Source organism: Planomonospora parontospora (genome assembly GCA_014647935.1).
GTDB lineage: Bacteria > Actinomycetota > Actinomycetes > Streptosporangiales > Streptosporangiaceae > Planomonospora > Planomonospora parontospora.
In genome coordinates this window covers 44,309-58,997 of sequence record BMQD01000015.1, presented here as the reverse complement: position 1 = coordinate 58,997, position 14,689 = coordinate 44,309, and the positions used below count along the sequence as shown (strand labels likewise).

Here is a 14,689-nt window from a genome sequence, read left to right as displayed (position 1 = left end):
TTCCGGCGGCGGCGAGCCCGCAGCCGCCCCCGTGGCATGCCGATCACCGTCCCCCGGATCCCGAAGCCGCGCCGAGGTCCGCAAGCAGGACCGAGGCCCGTGGAACAGCGACCGCCGGTGTCTTCCTCGCGTCTTGCCGGTTTCCCTACGCCGCCGGGCGGATCACCGACGCGATCCGTACTCCTGCGGCCGCACGGCGCGAAGGCAACCGTTCCGCACCGCCGGCGCACTCCTCCTGCTCCAGCGGTCCGGCTCACTGGATGACGAGGACGGCCGCGGCATGTGCGACGCGGCCGTCGTCCGTGCTCACCGTACGAGCCGCTCCGCGGGTGCGCTCACGCCGGTCGGCCTGGACCGGGGCCTCGAGGGTGCCCGCATCGATCCGCCGGACCTCTCGGCCGAGGAACCAGGAGGCCGGATTCCACGGAAGGAACACCCCTCATGCGTTCTGTCTCCCGCCTGGCGGCCGCGCTCGCCGGGACCACCGCCCTGACCACCGCGCTCGTCGCTCTGCCCGCCCTGGGCGCGCAGGCCGCGGCCGAGGACGACGGCCTGCAGCTGGTCGTGCCGACGCTCGCCTCCATGCTGCCCGGCCAGCAGGGCTGGATCAGCGCCGTGTGGAAGGCCGCCACCGACGTGTGCGACGTGAAGGTCACCGCCACCGCGCCCGGGCTGACCATCGGCTATCCCACGAACACCGGCTCCTACACCTCGCTGTACGAGGCGGACAAGCTGGCCGCCGACGCGATGGACTTCACCGCGCTGAACGTGAGCGTCCCGGCGAGCGCGTCCGGCGCGGCGAAGGCGACGTTCGACGTCTCCTACACCCGGCTGCCGCCGGGCCAGGCCAAGAAGGACGACCCGTCCGTGGTGGAGAAGTTCGACTGCAAGGGTCCCAAGGGCAACCAGACGGTGACCGCCACCTTGCCGATCGCCTCGGCGGCCGGTGCCGCGGTGCTGCAGAAGACCACCGCCGTCACCGTGGCCAGGGGCACCCCTTCCTGGGTCAGGATCGCCTTCGAGGCACGCAGGCCCGGCCTGCGGGACTTCCGCGTCACCGTGGCCCCGCCCGCGGGGCTGGAGATCGCCTACCCAGGAGAGAAGACCTCCGCCGGCCTGTACGACGACGTCGCACCGGCGGTGGCTCGCGAGGACTACGCCGCCGTCCGCTTCGACGCCTCCGGTCTGGCCGCGGGCACCTACAGGCTCCCGGTGCGCGCCTCCTACACCGGCGGCGGCCACACCGGCGAGCTCGCTCTCACCGTCGAGTGACCCCGGCGGTGCGGCCGGCCCGTGAGGACCCGGCCGCACCGCCCCGGCCCATCCGCTCGTCCACCACCGTCCGAGCCCTTTGCAGGAGGAACCCGACGTGAAGCACCGCACCGGCACCGCCCCGGCCTCCGCGACCTCCCCGCAGGAGCGGCCGCAGCCGTCCGCGAACAGTTCAGCGGGCAAGCGCCGCGCCGTCGTGGCGGTCGTCGCGATCCTGTCCGCGCTCGCCGCGGCCGCCCTCGTGATGCTCCTGTCCGACGCCACCGGCGTGGTCGGACGGCAGGCCACCGCGGCTCCGGCTGCGGCTCCGGTCACCGCTCCGCGGCCGGCCGCGGCTCCGGTCACCGCCCCGCGGCCGGCCGCGGAGCGGACACCGGAGGATCTCTTCCTGACCTCCCACGCCGGTCACCTGTGCCGGGTGCAGTCGACCGTCTACGCCGACCCCGCGCAGATGGCCGAGGCCTACCGGGCGATCCCGGACCACCCGGGCCTGTCGGAGGCACAGACGGACACCTTCAACGAGCGCCTGCAGAACGACGGAGCCTTCGCCGCCCGGCTGGCCCGGCTCCTGGCCGACACCTGCCGGCCGACCACCCCGTAACGCCCGGCCGGCGTCCGCCGACCCCACCCCTGCGTCGACCCCACCCCTGCGTCGACCCCACCCCTGCGTCGCCCCCGCCGATGGCGGCGGCGAGCCCGCCCGTTCACCCGGTGTATCGGGTCAGTTCGGCGGCGTCGTGGGCACTGAAGACCTGGATCTGCTCGGGCAGTTCCCGCAGCCGGGCCACGTTGGCCAGCCGCTGGGTGTGGTCGACGGCGACGAGCCGCTGGGCGAGGCGCAGCGTCAGCGGGCAGTGCGACGGTGCGGAGAGCTCTCCGTGGAACCAGTAGGCGTCGCCGGCGTGCAGCAGCCAGCCGTCCCCGGTGTCCACGGCCACGCCGGAGTGTCCCCGGCTGTGCCCGGCCAGCGGGACCAGCGCCACGCCCTCCACGCCGTCCAGCGGACGGGCCCGCAGGCCGTACAGCTCCTCCCCGGCGTCGTCGTAGGGGGCCCAGTCGGGGCCGTGTGCCCACTGGGCGGGCAGGTAGCGGCGTCGCTGGGCCAAGCCGCCGCCAGGACGGGTGGCCGCCGCCAGTTCGGCGGCGTGCACGTGGACGCGGGCGTGCGGGAAGTCCCGCAGCCCGCCGGCGTGGTCGGGATCCAGGTGTGTGAGCACGATGTGGCGCACGTCCTCGGGATCCAGTCCCAGGTCTCGGAGCTGCCGCACGGCGGACTCGGCGGGGTCGAGGGAGGGCCGGGCCGTGCGCAGGAAGGCCGCCTCCAGACGGTCCTCGCCGAGGGCGAAGCCGGTGTCGACCAGCACCAGGTCGCGTGCGGTCTCGAGGAGCAGGCAGTGGGCCACCATGCGCGGCGCGGCCGGCGGGGTCATCGTCCCGCAGTTGAGGTGATGGATCTTCATCTGCACATGGTGGCCCCCGGAGGACGATCCGGACAACGCCGGTACGGAGGCGGACCGCCCCGCCAGCGCCCCGGTGTCACAGGAAGTCGCGCACCATGTCGGCGGACTCCTCCGAGCCGACGAGCTTCACGCCCGGCCCTTCGGGTTCGGCCCGCTTCGACCCGGCCCTCGGGAATCCGATGTCGCCGGACCGCGCAAGGAGCTAGACGAGACGGACCGTCTTGACGGGATGAGGACAAGCCGCTACCGTCGTAAATCGAGACGATACGGTTCGTCTCGAAAAAAGCGGCAGATCGGAATACTGCATGTGCACACCCCGGACATGCCCTATCCCTCGGATCGCCCGGGAGGCCGCCGGTTGACCGGCTCCGGAACCGGCCTCTCCGTAACCGGAACCGCCGGACCGCCGGCTCCGCCCACGACCGTCCGGCCACCGTCCCGACATCAGGAGGTCGCTCATATGCGCACCGGTCATCCCTCGTCCGACACCCGGCTCGTCCTGTCCGGCGTCACCAAGCGGTATGACGACACGATCGTCCTGAACGAGATCTCCCTCACGGTCAAGCCCGGTGAGAAGGTCGGGGTGATCGGAGACAACGGCTCCGGGAAGTCCACTCTGCTGCGCCTGCTCGCCGGACGGAGCCGCCCCGACAACGGCTCCGTCACCGTCGCGGCGCCCGGTGGCGTCGGTTACCTGGCCCAGGCCTCGGATCTGCCCGCAACCGCCCTCGTCGGCGACGCCGTCGATCTCGCGCTGGCGGACCTGCGCGATCTGGAGCGCCGGATACGCCGCGCCGAGCTCGGACTGGATCATGCGACACCCGCCGAGCTGACCGGCTACGGCGACCTGGTCGCCCTGTTCGAGGCCCGCGGGGGATATCAGGCCGACACCCGGGTCGAGATCATGCTGGACGCGCTCGGCCTGCCCGGGCTGGACCGCGACCGCCCACTGGGCACCCTGTCGGGCGGACAGAGGTCCCGGCTCGCGCTGGCCGCGACCCTGGCCGCGGCCCCCGAGGTGCTGCTCCTCGACGAACCCACCAATGACCTCGACGACCAGGCCGTCGCCTGGCTGGAGAACCACCTGCGGAACCACCGGGGCACCTTGGTCGCGGTCACTCACGACCGGCTGCTCCTGGACCGGACCACCTCCACCATCGTGGAGGTGGACCACGATCTGCGCACCGTGCACCGCTACGGCAACGGCTACACGGGATTCCTGGCGGCCAAGGCGGCGGCCAGGGCACGCTGGGCGCGAGAGCACCAGGAGTGGCGCACCGAGGTGACCCGCCAGGAAGGTCTGGCCGACTCCCACGCGAAACGGCTGGCCGCCATCCCGCGCAAGGCGCCGGCCGCCTTCAGCGGGGCGGGTGCGTTCCGCGCCAGATCACGGGCGCACGGGGCGATGAGCAGGATCCGCGGTGCTCGTGAACGGCTGCGACGGCTCCGGCTGAACCCCGTTCCGCCGCCGCCGCTTCCTCTGCGGTTCACCCCCCACGTCAGAGCCCACGCCACCGCCGCCGACGTCGCAGGCCCCCTCGTGGAGCTGACCGATGTGCGCGTCGGCGAACGCCTGCACGTCGAATCGCTGCGCATCGAACCGGGAGCACGGCTGCTGGTCACCGGCCCCAACGGGGCGGGCAAGACCACGCTCCTGCGCGTCCTGGCCGGCGAGCTCGCCCCCGACACCGGCACGGTCCGCCGGGTGCCCCGCGTGGGTCATCTGCGCCAGCACGACGGCACGGCGTACGGCGGAGGCACGGTCCTGGAGGCGTTCGCGGCGGGCCGGCCGGGAGATCCGGCCGAGCACGCCGACGCGCTGCTCGCGCTGGGGTTGTTCCGCGCCACCCGGCTCGCCTCGCCGGTCCGCTCCCTCTCCCCGGGCCTGCTCCGCAGGCTCGAACTCGCCCGCATCATCAGCGAACCGACCGATCTGCTGCTGCTGGACGAACCCACCAACCACCTGTCCCCGGACCTGATGGACGACCTGGAGGACGCTCTGACCGCTTACCCGGGTTCGCTCGTCATCGTCACCCACGACCGGCGCATGCGGGACGCCTTCACCGGCTCCCGCCTGGAACTCGACGCGGGCAGGGCGGTACCGCCGCAGGTGACCGCATGACCGCGACGAGCCCGCTCCCCGGTCGGAGGGCCGTCGACGCGGAGCACGGTCCCGTCCCGGCCACCGGACCGCACGGGCCGCCGCGCGCCTTCCGGACGCCCGTCCGTGTTCCGTCCTCGTTCCGGCCGCGCTCCGGCCGCCCGCGGCGCCCAGACTGGGAGGCATGGAGATCTACCACGGCACGGGACCAGGACCGATCACTCCCGACGGGTGCGCGGTCGACTACTACGCCACCCTCACCGCAGGCGGCGAGCCCGGACTCATCCACGCCGCCGTCCCGCTCGGGGCGGCCATCCTCGAACTCGGTGCAGGAGCCGGGCGCATCACCCGTCCCCTGCTGGAACTCGGGCACGAGGTCGTCGCCGTCGACGAGTCTCCCGAGATGCTCGCCCACATCACCGGAGCCGAGACCGTCTGCTCTCCCATCCAGTCCCTGGCCCTGTCCCGGACCTTCGATCTGGTGCTGCTGATGTCGTTCGTCGTCGAGACCGCCGACGACGACCTGCGCGCGGCGTTCCTGGACACCTGCCGCCGCCACGTCGCCGACGACGGCTGCGTGATCCTGCAGCGCAAGCCCCCCGAGTGGTACGACACCGTCCGGCCGTCCGAACGCCGGACCGGCGACGGCGGCACCGTCCGGATGAAGGACGTCAGCCGCCCCGGCCCCGGCCTGCTGAAGGCCACCATGGAGTACGTCATCGGCGAACGGTGCTGGACCCACACCTTCGTCAGCCGCCGCCTCGACGACGACCGTCTCGGCCGTGAACTCGGCCGGGCCGGTCTGACGCTCTCCGGGTTCCTCGACGACGACCGCGAGTGGGTGCGCGCCGTACCCCGCTGACCCGCGGCCTTCCCGCACGGTCCGGAACGGCCGCGCCGGTCCCCGCTCTCGCCGGCCGCCGGCGCACGGGCGAGGGACCGGCGCGGGCGGGGCCGCATGCCGCTCCTGCCGCTCGGCGCGCCGCGAAGCCCATGAGATCCGCAGGCGGACCGTCACCCGCTGGAGCCGGCGGCGGGGGAGCGGTGTTCACCCGCGCCGATGGGCCCGGCCTACCGGCCGGCGGCGAGCGGGTCCAGCCGCTCGGCCGCACTGTCCAGGCGCCGCATCAGCATGCGGGAGATCGCGTGCACCAGGTCAGGCTCGTGGGTCAGCACGAAATCCACCCCGTCACCGGCGCCCGGCCGCACACAGAGGGCGGCTGCGGTGTGCGGGCCGACCACGGCCAGGACCGTCTCGGCATCGGCCGGGGTCACCGCCACCCGCACCGGATGCGGAGCGGCGGCGATCGGCCCGGGGCCGGCGACACCGACCAAGGCCACCTCGTCGCCCAGCGACGCCAGGCGAGGCAGCCAGGCCCGGCCGACGGCCGGTTCCGGATACGCGCCGAGCACCACCGCGTGCGGGCCGGCGCTCGCCGCCAGCGACAGCAAGTGGTCGATGAGGCCGTCGATCATCGTCTGATCTCCGACCCGGCTGTGGTTGCGCACCGCGGCCGTGCTGAACGGGGTCCCGTCGGGCAGGTGCAGGTTCGGCCGGGGCGATCGCAGCCGGGCGTAATGGTCGATCGGCCGGCCGGCGAGCGCGCCGAGCCCGCCGGGCCGCCCGAACAGCCAGCCCTGTCCCCAACGGGCGCCGAGCGCCCGCGCGGTCGCCGCGTCGTCCTCGGTCTCGATGCCTTCGGCGAGCACCACCGCCCCAGTGCGCTCGGCGTGGGCGCTGACGATCGCGGCGGTCGCGATGGTGCCCGTGGCGTACGGGTCGCGCAGCAGGTGCATGTCCAGCTTGATCACCTCCGGCTCGATGAGCGGCAGGAAGGCCAGCGACAGCGGGTCGGCACCGACGTCGTCCAGGGCGAGCGCCCCATCGGTCCGCTGCACGGCGGCGGCGATGTCCAGCAACGCCGCCGGATGGTCGGCCAGAGCCCGTTCGGTGAACTCCAGCACGGCCCGGTACGGCCGCTCGGACAGCGCCACGGCCAACAGCTCAGGGGTGAACGGATGGTTCAGCGCAGCCGGTTCGGCGTTGAAGAACAGCAGCGGCGGAACCTCCTGTTCGGCGTCCCGGGCGATCTCCATGGCCCGGGTGGCGCACAGCTGGTCCAGCAGCGGCATCACGCCGGCCCGGGTGGCCGCCGCGAACAGAGCGTCCGGGAACTCCAGCGGAGAGCCGGCCGGACCGCGCGCCAGCGCCTCGACACCGACGATGTTCCTCGTCGTGAGGTCGACGATCGGCTGGTACAGCGGGAAGACCGCGCGCTCGTCGAGCACGCGCAGGATGAGCGTGGCCGGATCATCGCGCATGTCCCGTCCGGCGCTCCAGTTTTTCGGCGCCATCCGCCCCATCCATTGCACGAGTCCCGACCTTGACGGAACACCTATCGACACCGCACGGCCCGACCTTAGAGTCCGCTGACGAAGGGTTCGACCGCCTGATATGAGCGCGACTCATCGGCGGTCGCTCGTTGGACATGACGCGGATGCGTTCCTTGAGATGGGGGAACACCAACACCCAGGCAGGAAGGTCAGCGCTGACCAGGGCAAGGAGCACGGGTGTGGATGAGCCGTTGATCCCTCCGATGCGGCTGGACGACCTGCTGGCCGAGTTGCAGGACCGGCTGAAGACGGTGCTGGCCGCCCGCGACCGGGTCCACGCCCTGCTGGAGGCCGTGATCGCGGTCGGCAGCGACCTGGACCTGGAGACCATGCTGCGGCGGATCATCGAGACGGCCGCCACGCTGGTGGAAGCCCGCTACGGGGCGCTGGGCGTGATCGGCCCGGGCGGCACGCTGGAGCGGTTCATCCCGGTGGGCATGAGCGCCGAGGACATCGCCCGGGTGGATCACTGGCCGCACGGTGAGGGGCTGCTCGGGCTGCTGATCAGGAAGCCTCAGCGGTTGCGGCTGGCCGACCTCGCCGAGCACGCCGACTCCTACGGCTTTCCTGAGGGCCACCCGCCGATGCGCAGCTTCCTGGGCGTGCCCATCCGGGTGCGCGGCGAGGTGTTCGGCAACCTGTACCTGACCGAGAAAACCGGAGGCGAGACGTTCACCGACGAGGACGAGGCCGTGGTCGTCGCACTGGCCACCGCCGCAGGCGTGGCCATCGAGAACGCCCGGCTGTATGAGCAGACCCGGCGGCGCGAGGCCGAACTGCAGATGTTCGCCGGCGTCGTCGCCCACGACCTGAAGGCCCCGCTGACGGCGGTGCGCGGCTTCACCGAACTGGCCCACGACGCCCTGGCCGACCAGTCGGGCCGAGAGCACCCCGCCGACCTGCTGAAACGGGCGCTGACCGCCTCCGCCCGGATGGGCCACCTGATCGACGACCTGCTCACCTACGCCACCGCCCGCGACGCCACCCTCGTTCCGGTCCAGGTCGACCTGACCGCCCTGGCCGACCAGATCGTCGAGGAACACCGCAGTGCGATCCGCTCCACCGCATCCGCATCCGAACCGCAGGTGTACATCGGCCCGCTGCCGACCGTCGAGGCCGACCTGTCCATGATCCGCCAGCTGCTGACCAATCTGATCGGCAACGCGATCAAATACACCCCGCCCGGACACGCCGCCCACGTCGACATCACCGGGACGCGGACCGGCGACGGCCGGGTGTGCGTCGAGATCGCCGACCGCGGTATCGGCATTCCTCCGGGTGAGCATCAGGCGATCTTCGCCGGGTTCCACCGGGCCGCCACCGGCTACACCGGCACCGGGCTCGGCCTGGCCATCTGCCAGCGGATCGTCGAACGCCACGGCGGCACCATCACCGCCACCGACAATCCCGGTGGCGGCGCCCGCTTCACCTTCACCCTCCCGACCGCCGACGGCCCATCATGACACCGGCGGACCGGACCGCCGGTCCCATCGGCCGACTAGCTCTGACCGCCTAGGTTCACCGGGTTGGATCTGCTCCCGTTCGGACGTGCCATGACATCCGCTCCGGCGGTGTGAACCGGACCGCGATGGCCGTCCTCACGCCCGGCGGGCTCGTTGCCGATGGCCTGTTTGAAGTCGGGGCACTCGACGATCGGCTCATGATCGCAGACGGCGGCGTGCCGGAGACTGTCGCGCAGCCGGGAGAGCCGGCCGATCTGCTCATCGAGGGCGCGTGCCCTGGCGGCCATGCGGACACGCAGGTCCGGGTCGCCGGGCCGGGCCACCAGGAACCGGCTGATCTCCGCGATCGAGAATCCGGCGCCACGTGCGCACGTGATCAGTTCCAGGCGTTCCAGCACGTCCGGCCGGTAGGTGCGGCGGAGTCCGTTGCGTCCCGCGGAGGTGATCAGTTCTTTCTTCTCGTAGAACCGCAGTGCCGAAGGCGCCAACCCGGACCGCCGCGCCACCTCGGCGATATCCAGCGAACCCTCGTTCATCGACGCCCCCTTGACTTGAACCGCGATTCAAGTCGCAGTCTAGACGCCATGAAGATCCATCACCTGAACTGCGGGTCCGTCCGGACGATCGAGGCCACCTACGACGGCCCGCAGCCCGCACCCGCGGTGAACCACTGTCTGCTGGTCGAAACCGACGCCGCCGGCCTGGTGCTGGTCGAGACCGGCCTCGGCCTCGGCGATGTCCGGGACCCGCGCGGCATGCTCGGTGCCGAATGGGTCGAGATGGCACAACCGGCCCTGGACGAGGAGGAGACGGCCGTCCGCCAGATCGCCCGGCTCGGCCACACGCCGTCCGACGTGCGCCACATCATCGTGACCCATCTGGACGTGGACCACTCCGGCGGCCTTCCCGACTTTCCTGGCGCACGGGTCCATGTGCTCGCCGCCGAACTCGAGGCGGCACTGGCCCAGGCGCCCAGCTTCCGCTACCGTCCCGCCCACTGGGCTCATGGTCCCGACTGGGTTGCCTACTCTCCCGTACCGGGGGAGGAGTGGTTCGGCTTCACCGCGGTGCAGCCGGAGGGGTTGCCGCCGGAGATCAAGCTGATCCCGCTCGGCGGGCACACCGCCGGTCATACCGGGGTCGCCGTGCACGGCGGCGACCGGTGGCTCCTGCACTGCGGTGACGCCTATTACTACCACCGTGAGCTCGAGGCGCTGAAGGAGCCGCACCCGCTGATGGACATCGTCCAGACCGGTTCGGAGGTGCACCGCGACCTGCGGCTCGGCACCCAGGCCCGGCTGCGCGAGCTGGTGCGCGACCACGGGGGCGAGGTCGAGGTGTTCTCCGCGCACGACCCGTGGGAACTGGCCCGCTACAGCTGGGAACGTGGTGATGCGGCGGTTTCACGCGGCCCATGCCGACCGCTCCTACCTGCGCCGACGCGGTATCCGAGCGACCATCCGGAGAAGACGGGTCAGGCGGCCGGCCGCGTGGAGGTCCGAACTCCGGACGGCTCCTAACGCTGCTTGAGGCGCTGCGCCTCCTTGCGCACCTCGGCCTGGACCGACCGCTCGTGCTTCAGCCACTCGGGGTCCTCCGCCTTGATGGCGTCGATCTCGGCGGTGGTGAGCGGCCCGGTGATGCCGCCCCTCGCCAGGCCCGAGTTGGAGACGCCCAGCTTCACGGCGACGACCTGCCTGGGGTGCGGCCCGTTGCGCCGCAGCTCGGTCAGCCAGGCCGGCGGAGTGGCCTGCAGTGCGTTCAGCTCGTCCCTGGAGACGACTCCCTCCTGGAACTCGGCGGGAGTGGCCTCCAGGAGCACACCCAGCTTCTTGGCCGCGGTCGCGGGCTTCATCGTCTGGGTGGTCTTGAGCTTGGTCATGGTGCCAAGGGTATGGTGCGAAGCCGCTTTCCCTGACATCGGTACTCTGAGGAGGTGACTGACAGAGAGTTCCGGCTGGCTTACGTGCCCGGGGTGACGCCCGCCAAATGGGCCGGAGTCTGGGCCGAGCGGGTGCCCGACGTGCCGCTCACCCTGGTCCCCGTCGCCGCCGCCGAGGCGGTGCGGCTCCTGCACGACGGCGGCGCCGACGCCGGTTTCGTGCGGTTGCCCGTGGACCGCGAAGGGCTCAGCGTGATCCCTCTCTACGTCGAGACCACCGTGGTCGTGGTGCCGAAGGACCACCTGGTGGCCGCCGCCGACGAGGTGACCGTCGCCGATCTCGCCGACGACGAGGTGCTCCACCCGATGGACGACACCCTTGGGTGGGCGGCCCCGCCGGGGCTGCCGGCCTTCACGCGTCCGGACACGACCGCGGAGGCGGTCGAGCTGGTGGCGGCGGGGGCCGGGCTGCTGCTGGTCCCGCAGTCGCTGGCGCGCCTGTACCACCGCAAGGACCTGACCGCCCGGCCGGTCGCGGAGACGCCGCAGTCGCAGATCGCGCTGGCCTGGCCCGCGGAGGCGACGACCGAGCTGGTGGAGGACTTCATCGGCATCGTCCGCGGGCGTACGGTGAACAGCTCGCGGGGCCGTGCCCCCGCCCCTGCCCCGGGGAAGGCGCGGAAGCAGCAGAGGAGCCCCGCCCCGGGCGGGTCGGGCCGCCGGGGCGCGCAGACCGGCCGGGGCGGGAAGGGCCACCGGCCCCGCTGAACCGTCGTTCCCGGCGGCGGCCGGCGAGACCCCCGGAGCGGTTCTCCGCCTGTCGGAGGAGGACATGGGAGACGAGCCGGGCTGGAGTTCGCCGACCCGCTCGCGCCGGGCTGACCGGTCCTCGGCGGTGTGCCGCTGGAGCCGCCGGGCCCGGACCGGCGGGGCATGCGGCAGCGCGCACGAGAACGACCGGTCGGGCATGTCCCGAGAGCTCGCCCCGGCGGTCACCGCCGGTCGTACACGAGACCGGCGGCGGTGAGGCGTGCTCCGGCCGACGGCGGGTGCGGGGTCCGCCGCCCGTCGTGGCCGAGGTGCTCGACGGGCAGGCCGTGGACCAGCACGGCCACGTCGCTGATGAGACGCCGGTGGCAGCGCCACCACACCGTCTCACTGCACATCACCACCGTCGCCCCCGGCCTGGTGGCTCTCACCTCGTCCAGCAGGGCCGCCATCGCCTCACCGAACTCCTGGGAGCGGCAGTGGGCCGCGTAGGCGCGGAAGGCCTCGACCCGCCACCAGGAGTCGGGCGAGGACTCCGCCGAGGCCACGCGGCGCCGACCACCGAGCCGCGGCTCCCACCGGTACGCGATGCCGTCGGCCGGCAGCCACCGAGCCAGGGCGTCCCGGGCGACATGCGGGTGGCGACGGCTGCCGGGAAAGCGCCTGACGTCGACGAGCAGGCCGGCTCCCGCGTCGTGGAGCACCTCCAGGATCCGCGACCGGTCCGCCGTCCCGTGCCCGAAGGTCAGGAGGGGCGGGTCCGTCGATGTCATCAGATGTCCTTCCGTGGATACTCCGGCCTTCAGACTGGAGAGGAAACGGAACCCCTGCGGAGCAGGTCGGCGATAGCCGATCCGCCGTCAAGGCGGATGGGCGTCCACCGCCCGGAACCAGCGCACAAGATCGCTTCCAAACCAGTGCGCTGCCTTGTGAGCATGACCTCAAGCGTGAAGCGGGCGTTCAAGTTCCGCTTCTACCCGACCCCGGAGCAGGCGGACCTGCTGAACCGGACGTTCGGGTGCGTACGCAAGGTCTACAACCTGGCGCTGCAGGCCCGTACCGAGGCCTGGTACCAGCGGCAGGAACGGGTGAACTACAACACGACCAGCGCGATGCTGACCGCGTGGAAGAAGTCCGAGGACCTGGCGTTCCTCAACGAGGTCTCCTCTGTGCCGTTGCAGCAGTGCCTGCGCCATCTTCAGGGCGCGTTCTCCGCGTTCTGGGAGAAGCGGGCCAGGTACCCGCGTTTCAAATCCAAGCGCAAGTCCCGTGCTTCGGCCGAGTTCACCCCCAGCGCGTTCCGCTTCGAGAGCGGTCGGCTCACCCTGGCCAAGATGACCGCCCCGCTGGACATCGTCTGGTCCCGGCCGCTGCCCGAGGGGCGCTCCCCGTCGACCGTGACCGTGTCCCGCGACAGCGCAAGCCGCTGGTTCGTGTCCCTGCTGTGCGAGGACACCATCGAACCCGCCCCGGCCACCACGGCGGCGGTCGGCATCGACGCCGGTCTGACTCATCTGCTCACCCTGTCGGCCGGGGAGAAGGTCGCCAACCCCCGCCACGAACGCGCCGACCGCAAGCGGCTGGCCCGCGCCCAGCGGAAACTGGCCCGCAAGGACAAGGGCTCCGCGAACCGGGCCAGGGCCCGGCTCAAGGTCGCCCGCATCCACGCCCGCATCGGCGACCGCCGCCGCGACTTCCTGCACAAACTCACCACTCGGCTCGTCCGTGAGAGCCAAACGGTCGTGATCGAGGACCTCACCGTCCGCAACCTGGTGAAGAACCGCAGCCTGGCCCGCGCCATCAGCGACGCGGCCTGGCATGACTTGCGCTCCATGCTGACCTACAAGGCTCAGTGGTACGGCCGGGACCTGGTCGTGATCGACCGCTGGTACCCGTCGTCCAAGGTCTGTTCGGCGTGCGGAGCCATCGCTGACAAGCTGCCGTTGAACGTACGGGAGTGGACGTGCCGGTGCGGCACCGTGCACGACCGTGACGTGAATGCGGCACGCAACATTTTGGCCGCCGGGCTGGCGGTGTCCGCCTGTGGAGCTGGCGTAAGACCTCAACGGGGGAATCTCCGTTCGGGGCGGCAGGCTGTGAAGCAGGAAACCCGGCGGGCGACCGCCGGAATCCCCGTCCTTTAGGGCGGGGAGGATGTCAAGCCATCAGAGTGCCACGAGAGCGCTGCGTGTCTCCGGCCAGGATCGCTCGGCGGTCCTGGCCGCGCCGAAGGAGACCCGAGGGTATGCCGCCATCAGTGTTCGGCCGTCGAGCCGTCGTCCACCGGCGCCGGCGCCGGCGCCGGAGCCGGAGCGGCGGCGGCATAGCGGCGGGCCAGGTGGGCGAAGGCGGCCTTGAGCTCGGCCGGGCCGACGACCTCGATGTCGGCGTCGAACCTGCCGACGGCGGCGGCCAGGCCGTTCCACGACCACGAACCCAGGACGAGCCGGCAGCGGTTCGGGCCGACTTCCTCGACGGCTCCGTCGTGGATGTAGGGGGACACGTCGGCGGCGGGCAGGTCGAGGATCACCTCACCGCGGCAGGGCCAGTCGGCGGGCCCGCCGGAGCCCCGGAACCTGCCGGTGACGAAGGACGCCGCGTCACCTCCGGGCACCTCTCGCGGGGTGAAGCGGGGACCGGTGGGACTGCCGGGTGAGATGCGGTCCACGCGGAAGGTCTGCCAGTCGGCACGGTCGGTGTCCCAGGCGAGGAGGTACCAGCGGCCTCGCCAGGTGATCAGGTGGTGGGGCTGCACCCGGCGCCGGTCCGCAGCACCCTGGTCCTGGTCCTGGCCTTGGCCTTGGCCTTGGCCTTGGGCCGAGGCGGAGCGGAAGGCGGGGGCGTAGTGGAAGCGCAGTTCCTCGCGGGCGTGGATGGCGGTGCTGATCGCCATGAGCACCCGGCTGTCGGCCTGCGCCGGGCGCGCGTCGGACGGGGTGACCGCGGTGACCCGGAGCATGTCGATCCGGTGGTGCAGCCGGGCGGGCATGACCTGCCGGACGGTGTTGAGGGCGCGTTCCGCGGCGTCCTGGATGCCGGCGCCGGTCGCGGCGGCCGTCTGGAGGGCCACGGCGAGGGCGACGGCCTGATCGTCGTCGAACAGCAGCGGGGGCAGCTGCGAACCGGCGTCCAGCCGGTATCCGCCGTCGGGCCCCTTGAAAGCCGTGATCGGGTAACCGAGGTCCCGGAGACGGTCCACGTCACGGCGGACCGTGCGCGTACTGACGTCCAGCCGCGCGGCCAAGTCCTCACCCGACCAGTCACGGCGGGTCTGCAGCAGTGAGAGAAGCGCGAGCAGCCGCGCGGACGTCTTCGGCATGAAACTCATCCTGCCTCAAGTACAGGACAC

14 protein-coding genes and 1 pseudogene are annotated in these 14,689 nt (G+C 72.1%); 9 read left to right on the top strand and 6 right to left on the bottom strand.

What is annotated here, in order from left to right; translation table 11 throughout:
• Window positions 1-441: 441 nt before the first annotated feature.
• Together IEZ07_RS22760 and IEZ07_RS22755 are read left to right on the top strand one after the other, a co-directional pair.
• Window positions 442-1,272, top strand: coding sequence for a hypothetical protein (locus tag IEZ07_RS22760; protein ID WP_191896582.1), 831 nt, complete (start codon window positions 442-444; stop codon window positions 1,270-1,272).
• Between the two features lie 97 nt (window positions 1,273-1,369).
• Window positions 1,370-1,873: a hypothetical protein gene (locus IEZ07_RS22755; RefSeq protein ID WP_191896581.1), complete on the top strand. Its 504-nt coding sequence runs from the start codon at window positions 1,370-1,372 to the stop codon at window positions 1,871-1,873.
• Between the two features lie 103 nt (window positions 1,874-1,976).
• Here IEZ07_RS22755 and IEZ07_RS22750 read toward each other — a convergent pair whose 3' ends face one another.
• Window positions 1,977-2,732 carry an MBL fold metallo-hydrolase gene (locus IEZ07_RS22750; protein WP_191896580.1) on the bottom strand — a complete coding sequence of 252 codons (756 nt, stop codon included), beginning with the start codon at window positions 2,730-2,732 and terminating at the stop codon, window positions 1,977-1,979.
• A 460-nt stretch (window positions 2,733-3,192) separates the two neighbouring features.
• Here IEZ07_RS22750 and abc-f point away from each other — a divergent pair, with 460 nt between their 5' ends.
• Window positions 3,193-4,854, top strand: a complete 1,662-nt coding sequence (gene abc-f, locus IEZ07_RS22745; protein WP_191896579.1) for a ribosomal protection-like ABC-F family protein — start codon at window positions 3,193-3,195, stop codon at window positions 4,852-4,854.
• Window positions 4,855-5,017: 163 nt separating this feature from the next.
• On the top strand, window positions 5,018-5,695 hold the full coding sequence (locus IEZ07_RS22740; RefSeq protein WP_191896578.1) for a class I SAM-dependent methyltransferase: 678 nt from the start codon (window positions 5,018-5,020) through the stop codon (window positions 5,693-5,695).
• 209 nt (window positions 5,696-5,904) lie between these two features.
• On the opposite strand, the gene IEZ07_RS22735 is transcribed toward IEZ07_RS22740, so the two are convergent.
• Window positions 5,905-7,155: an EAL domain-containing protein gene (locus IEZ07_RS22735; protein WP_204054577.1), complete on the bottom strand. Its 1,251-nt coding sequence runs from the start codon at window positions 7,153-7,155 to the stop codon at window positions 5,905-5,907.
• A 275-nt stretch (window positions 7,156-7,430) separates the two neighbouring features.
• On the opposite strand from IEZ07_RS22735, the pseudogene IEZ07_RS35875 reads away from it, so the two are divergent.
• Together IEZ07_RS35875 and IEZ07_RS36345 are read left to right on the top strand one after the other, a co-directional pair.
• Window positions 7,431-8,141: pseudogene (locus IEZ07_RS35875) on the top strand (GAF domain-containing protein); the annotation flags it as partial.
• Window positions 8,142-8,159: 18 nt separating this feature from the next.
• A complete protein-coding gene (locus IEZ07_RS36345) occupies window positions 8,160-8,690 on the top strand; it encodes a sensor histidine kinase (RefSeq protein WP_373868877.1) in 531 nt (176 codons plus the stop codon).
• A gap of 35 nt (window positions 8,691-8,725) precedes the next feature.
• Here the strand turns inward: IEZ07_RS36345 and IEZ07_RS22725 are convergent, their stop codons facing one another.
• Complete coding sequence (locus IEZ07_RS22725) at window positions 8,726-9,226, bottom strand: MerR family transcriptional regulator (RefSeq protein ID WP_191896575.1); 501 nt, start codon at window positions 9,224-9,226, stop codon at window positions 8,726-8,728.
• Between the two features lie 48 nt (window positions 9,227-9,274).
• On the opposite strand from IEZ07_RS22725, the gene IEZ07_RS22720 reads away from it, so the two are divergent.
• Complete coding sequence (locus tag IEZ07_RS22720; protein ID WP_239320516.1) at window positions 9,275-10,210, top strand: MBL fold metallo-hydrolase; 936 nt, start codon at window positions 9,275-9,277, stop codon at window positions 10,208-10,210.
• On the opposite strand, the gene IEZ07_RS22715 is transcribed toward IEZ07_RS22720, so the two are convergent.
• Complete coding sequence (locus tag IEZ07_RS22715; RefSeq protein ID WP_068900849.1) at window positions 10,207-10,572, bottom strand: DUF5997 family protein; 366 nt, start codon at window positions 10,570-10,572, stop codon at window positions 10,207-10,209. The genes IEZ07_RS22720 and IEZ07_RS22715 overlap by 4 nt on opposite strands.
• Window positions 10,573-10,626: 54 nt before the next feature.
• Here IEZ07_RS22715 and IEZ07_RS22710 point away from each other — a divergent pair, with 54 nt between their 5' ends.
• The gene (locus tag IEZ07_RS22710) at window positions 10,627-11,340 is read left to right on the top strand and encodes a LysR family transcriptional regulator substrate-binding protein (protein ID WP_239320519.1); all 714 of its coding nucleotides are present in this window, start codon (window positions 10,627-10,629) and stop codon (window positions 11,338-11,340) included.
• Between the two features lie 224 nt (window positions 11,341-11,564).
• On the opposite strand, the gene IEZ07_RS22705 is transcribed toward IEZ07_RS22710, so the two are convergent.
• Window positions 11,565-12,113: a DUF488 domain-containing protein gene (locus IEZ07_RS22705; protein ID WP_191896574.1), complete on the bottom strand. Its 549-nt coding sequence runs from the start codon at window positions 12,111-12,113 to the stop codon at window positions 11,565-11,567.
• A 162-nt stretch (window positions 12,114-12,275) separates the two neighbouring features.
• Here IEZ07_RS22705 and IEZ07_RS22700 point away from each other — a divergent pair, with 162 nt between their 5' ends.
• A complete protein-coding gene (locus tag IEZ07_RS22700) occupies window positions 12,276-13,484 on the top strand; it encodes an RNA-guided endonuclease InsQ/TnpB family protein (protein WP_191896573.1) in 1,209 nt (402 codons plus the stop codon).
• A gap of 110 nt (window positions 13,485-13,594) precedes the next feature.
• Here IEZ07_RS22700 and IEZ07_RS22695 read toward each other — a convergent pair whose 3' ends face one another.
• Window positions 13,595-14,659: a helix-turn-helix transcriptional regulator gene (locus IEZ07_RS22695; protein ID WP_191896572.1), complete on the bottom strand. Its 1,065-nt coding sequence runs from the start codon at window positions 14,657-14,659 to the stop codon at window positions 13,595-13,597.
• Window positions 14,660-14,689: the final 30 nt, after the last annotated feature.

Excerpts from the sequence above, each read along its gene's own strand:
- IEZ07_RS22695 (WP_191896572.1), bottom strand. The coding sequence starts at position 14,659 with ATGCCGAAGACGTCCGCGCGGCTGCTCGCGCTTCTCTCACTGCTGCAG.
- IEZ07_RS22715 (WP_068900849.1), bottom strand. The coding sequence starts at position 10,572 with ATGACCAAGCTCAAGACCACCCAGACGATGAAGCCCGCGACCGCGGCC.
- IEZ07_RS22700 (WP_191896573.1), top strand. The coding sequence starts at position 12,276 with ATGACCTCAAGCGTGAAGCGGGCGTTCAAGTTCCGCTTCTACCCGACC.
- IEZ07_RS22740 (WP_191896578.1), top strand. The coding sequence starts at position 5,018 with ATGGAGATCTACCACGGCACGGGACCAGGACCGATCACTCCCGACGGG.
- abc-f (WP_191896579.1), top strand. The coding sequence starts at position 3,193 with ATGCGCACCGGTCATCCCTCGTCCGACACCCGGCTCGTCCTGTCCGGC.
- IEZ07_RS36345 (WP_373868877.1), top strand. The coding sequence starts at position 8,160 with ATGGGCCACCTGATCGACGACCTGCTCACCTACGCCACCGCCCGCGAC.
- IEZ07_RS22750 (WP_191896580.1), bottom strand. The coding sequence starts at position 2,732 with ATGAAGATCCATCACCTCAACTGCGGGACGATGACCCCGCCGGCCGCG.
- IEZ07_RS22735 (WP_204054577.1), bottom strand. The coding sequence starts at position 7,155 with ATGCGCGATGATCCGGCCACGCTCATCCTGCGCGTGCTCGACGAGCGC.
- IEZ07_RS22705 (WP_191896574.1), bottom strand. The coding sequence starts at position 12,113 with ATGACATCGACGGACCCGCCCCTCCTGACCTTCGGGCACGGGACGGCG.
- IEZ07_RS22760 (WP_191896582.1), top strand. The coding sequence starts at position 442 with ATGCGTTCTGTCTCCCGCCTGGCGGCCGCGCTCGCCGGGACCACCGCC.
- IEZ07_RS22720 (WP_239320516.1), top strand. The coding sequence starts at position 9,275 with ATGAAGATCCATCACCTGAACTGCGGGTCCGTCCGGACGATCGAGGCC.
- IEZ07_RS22725 (WP_191896575.1), bottom strand. The coding sequence starts at position 9,226 with ATGAACGAGGGTTCGCTGGATATCGCCGAGGTGGCGCGGCGGTCCGGG.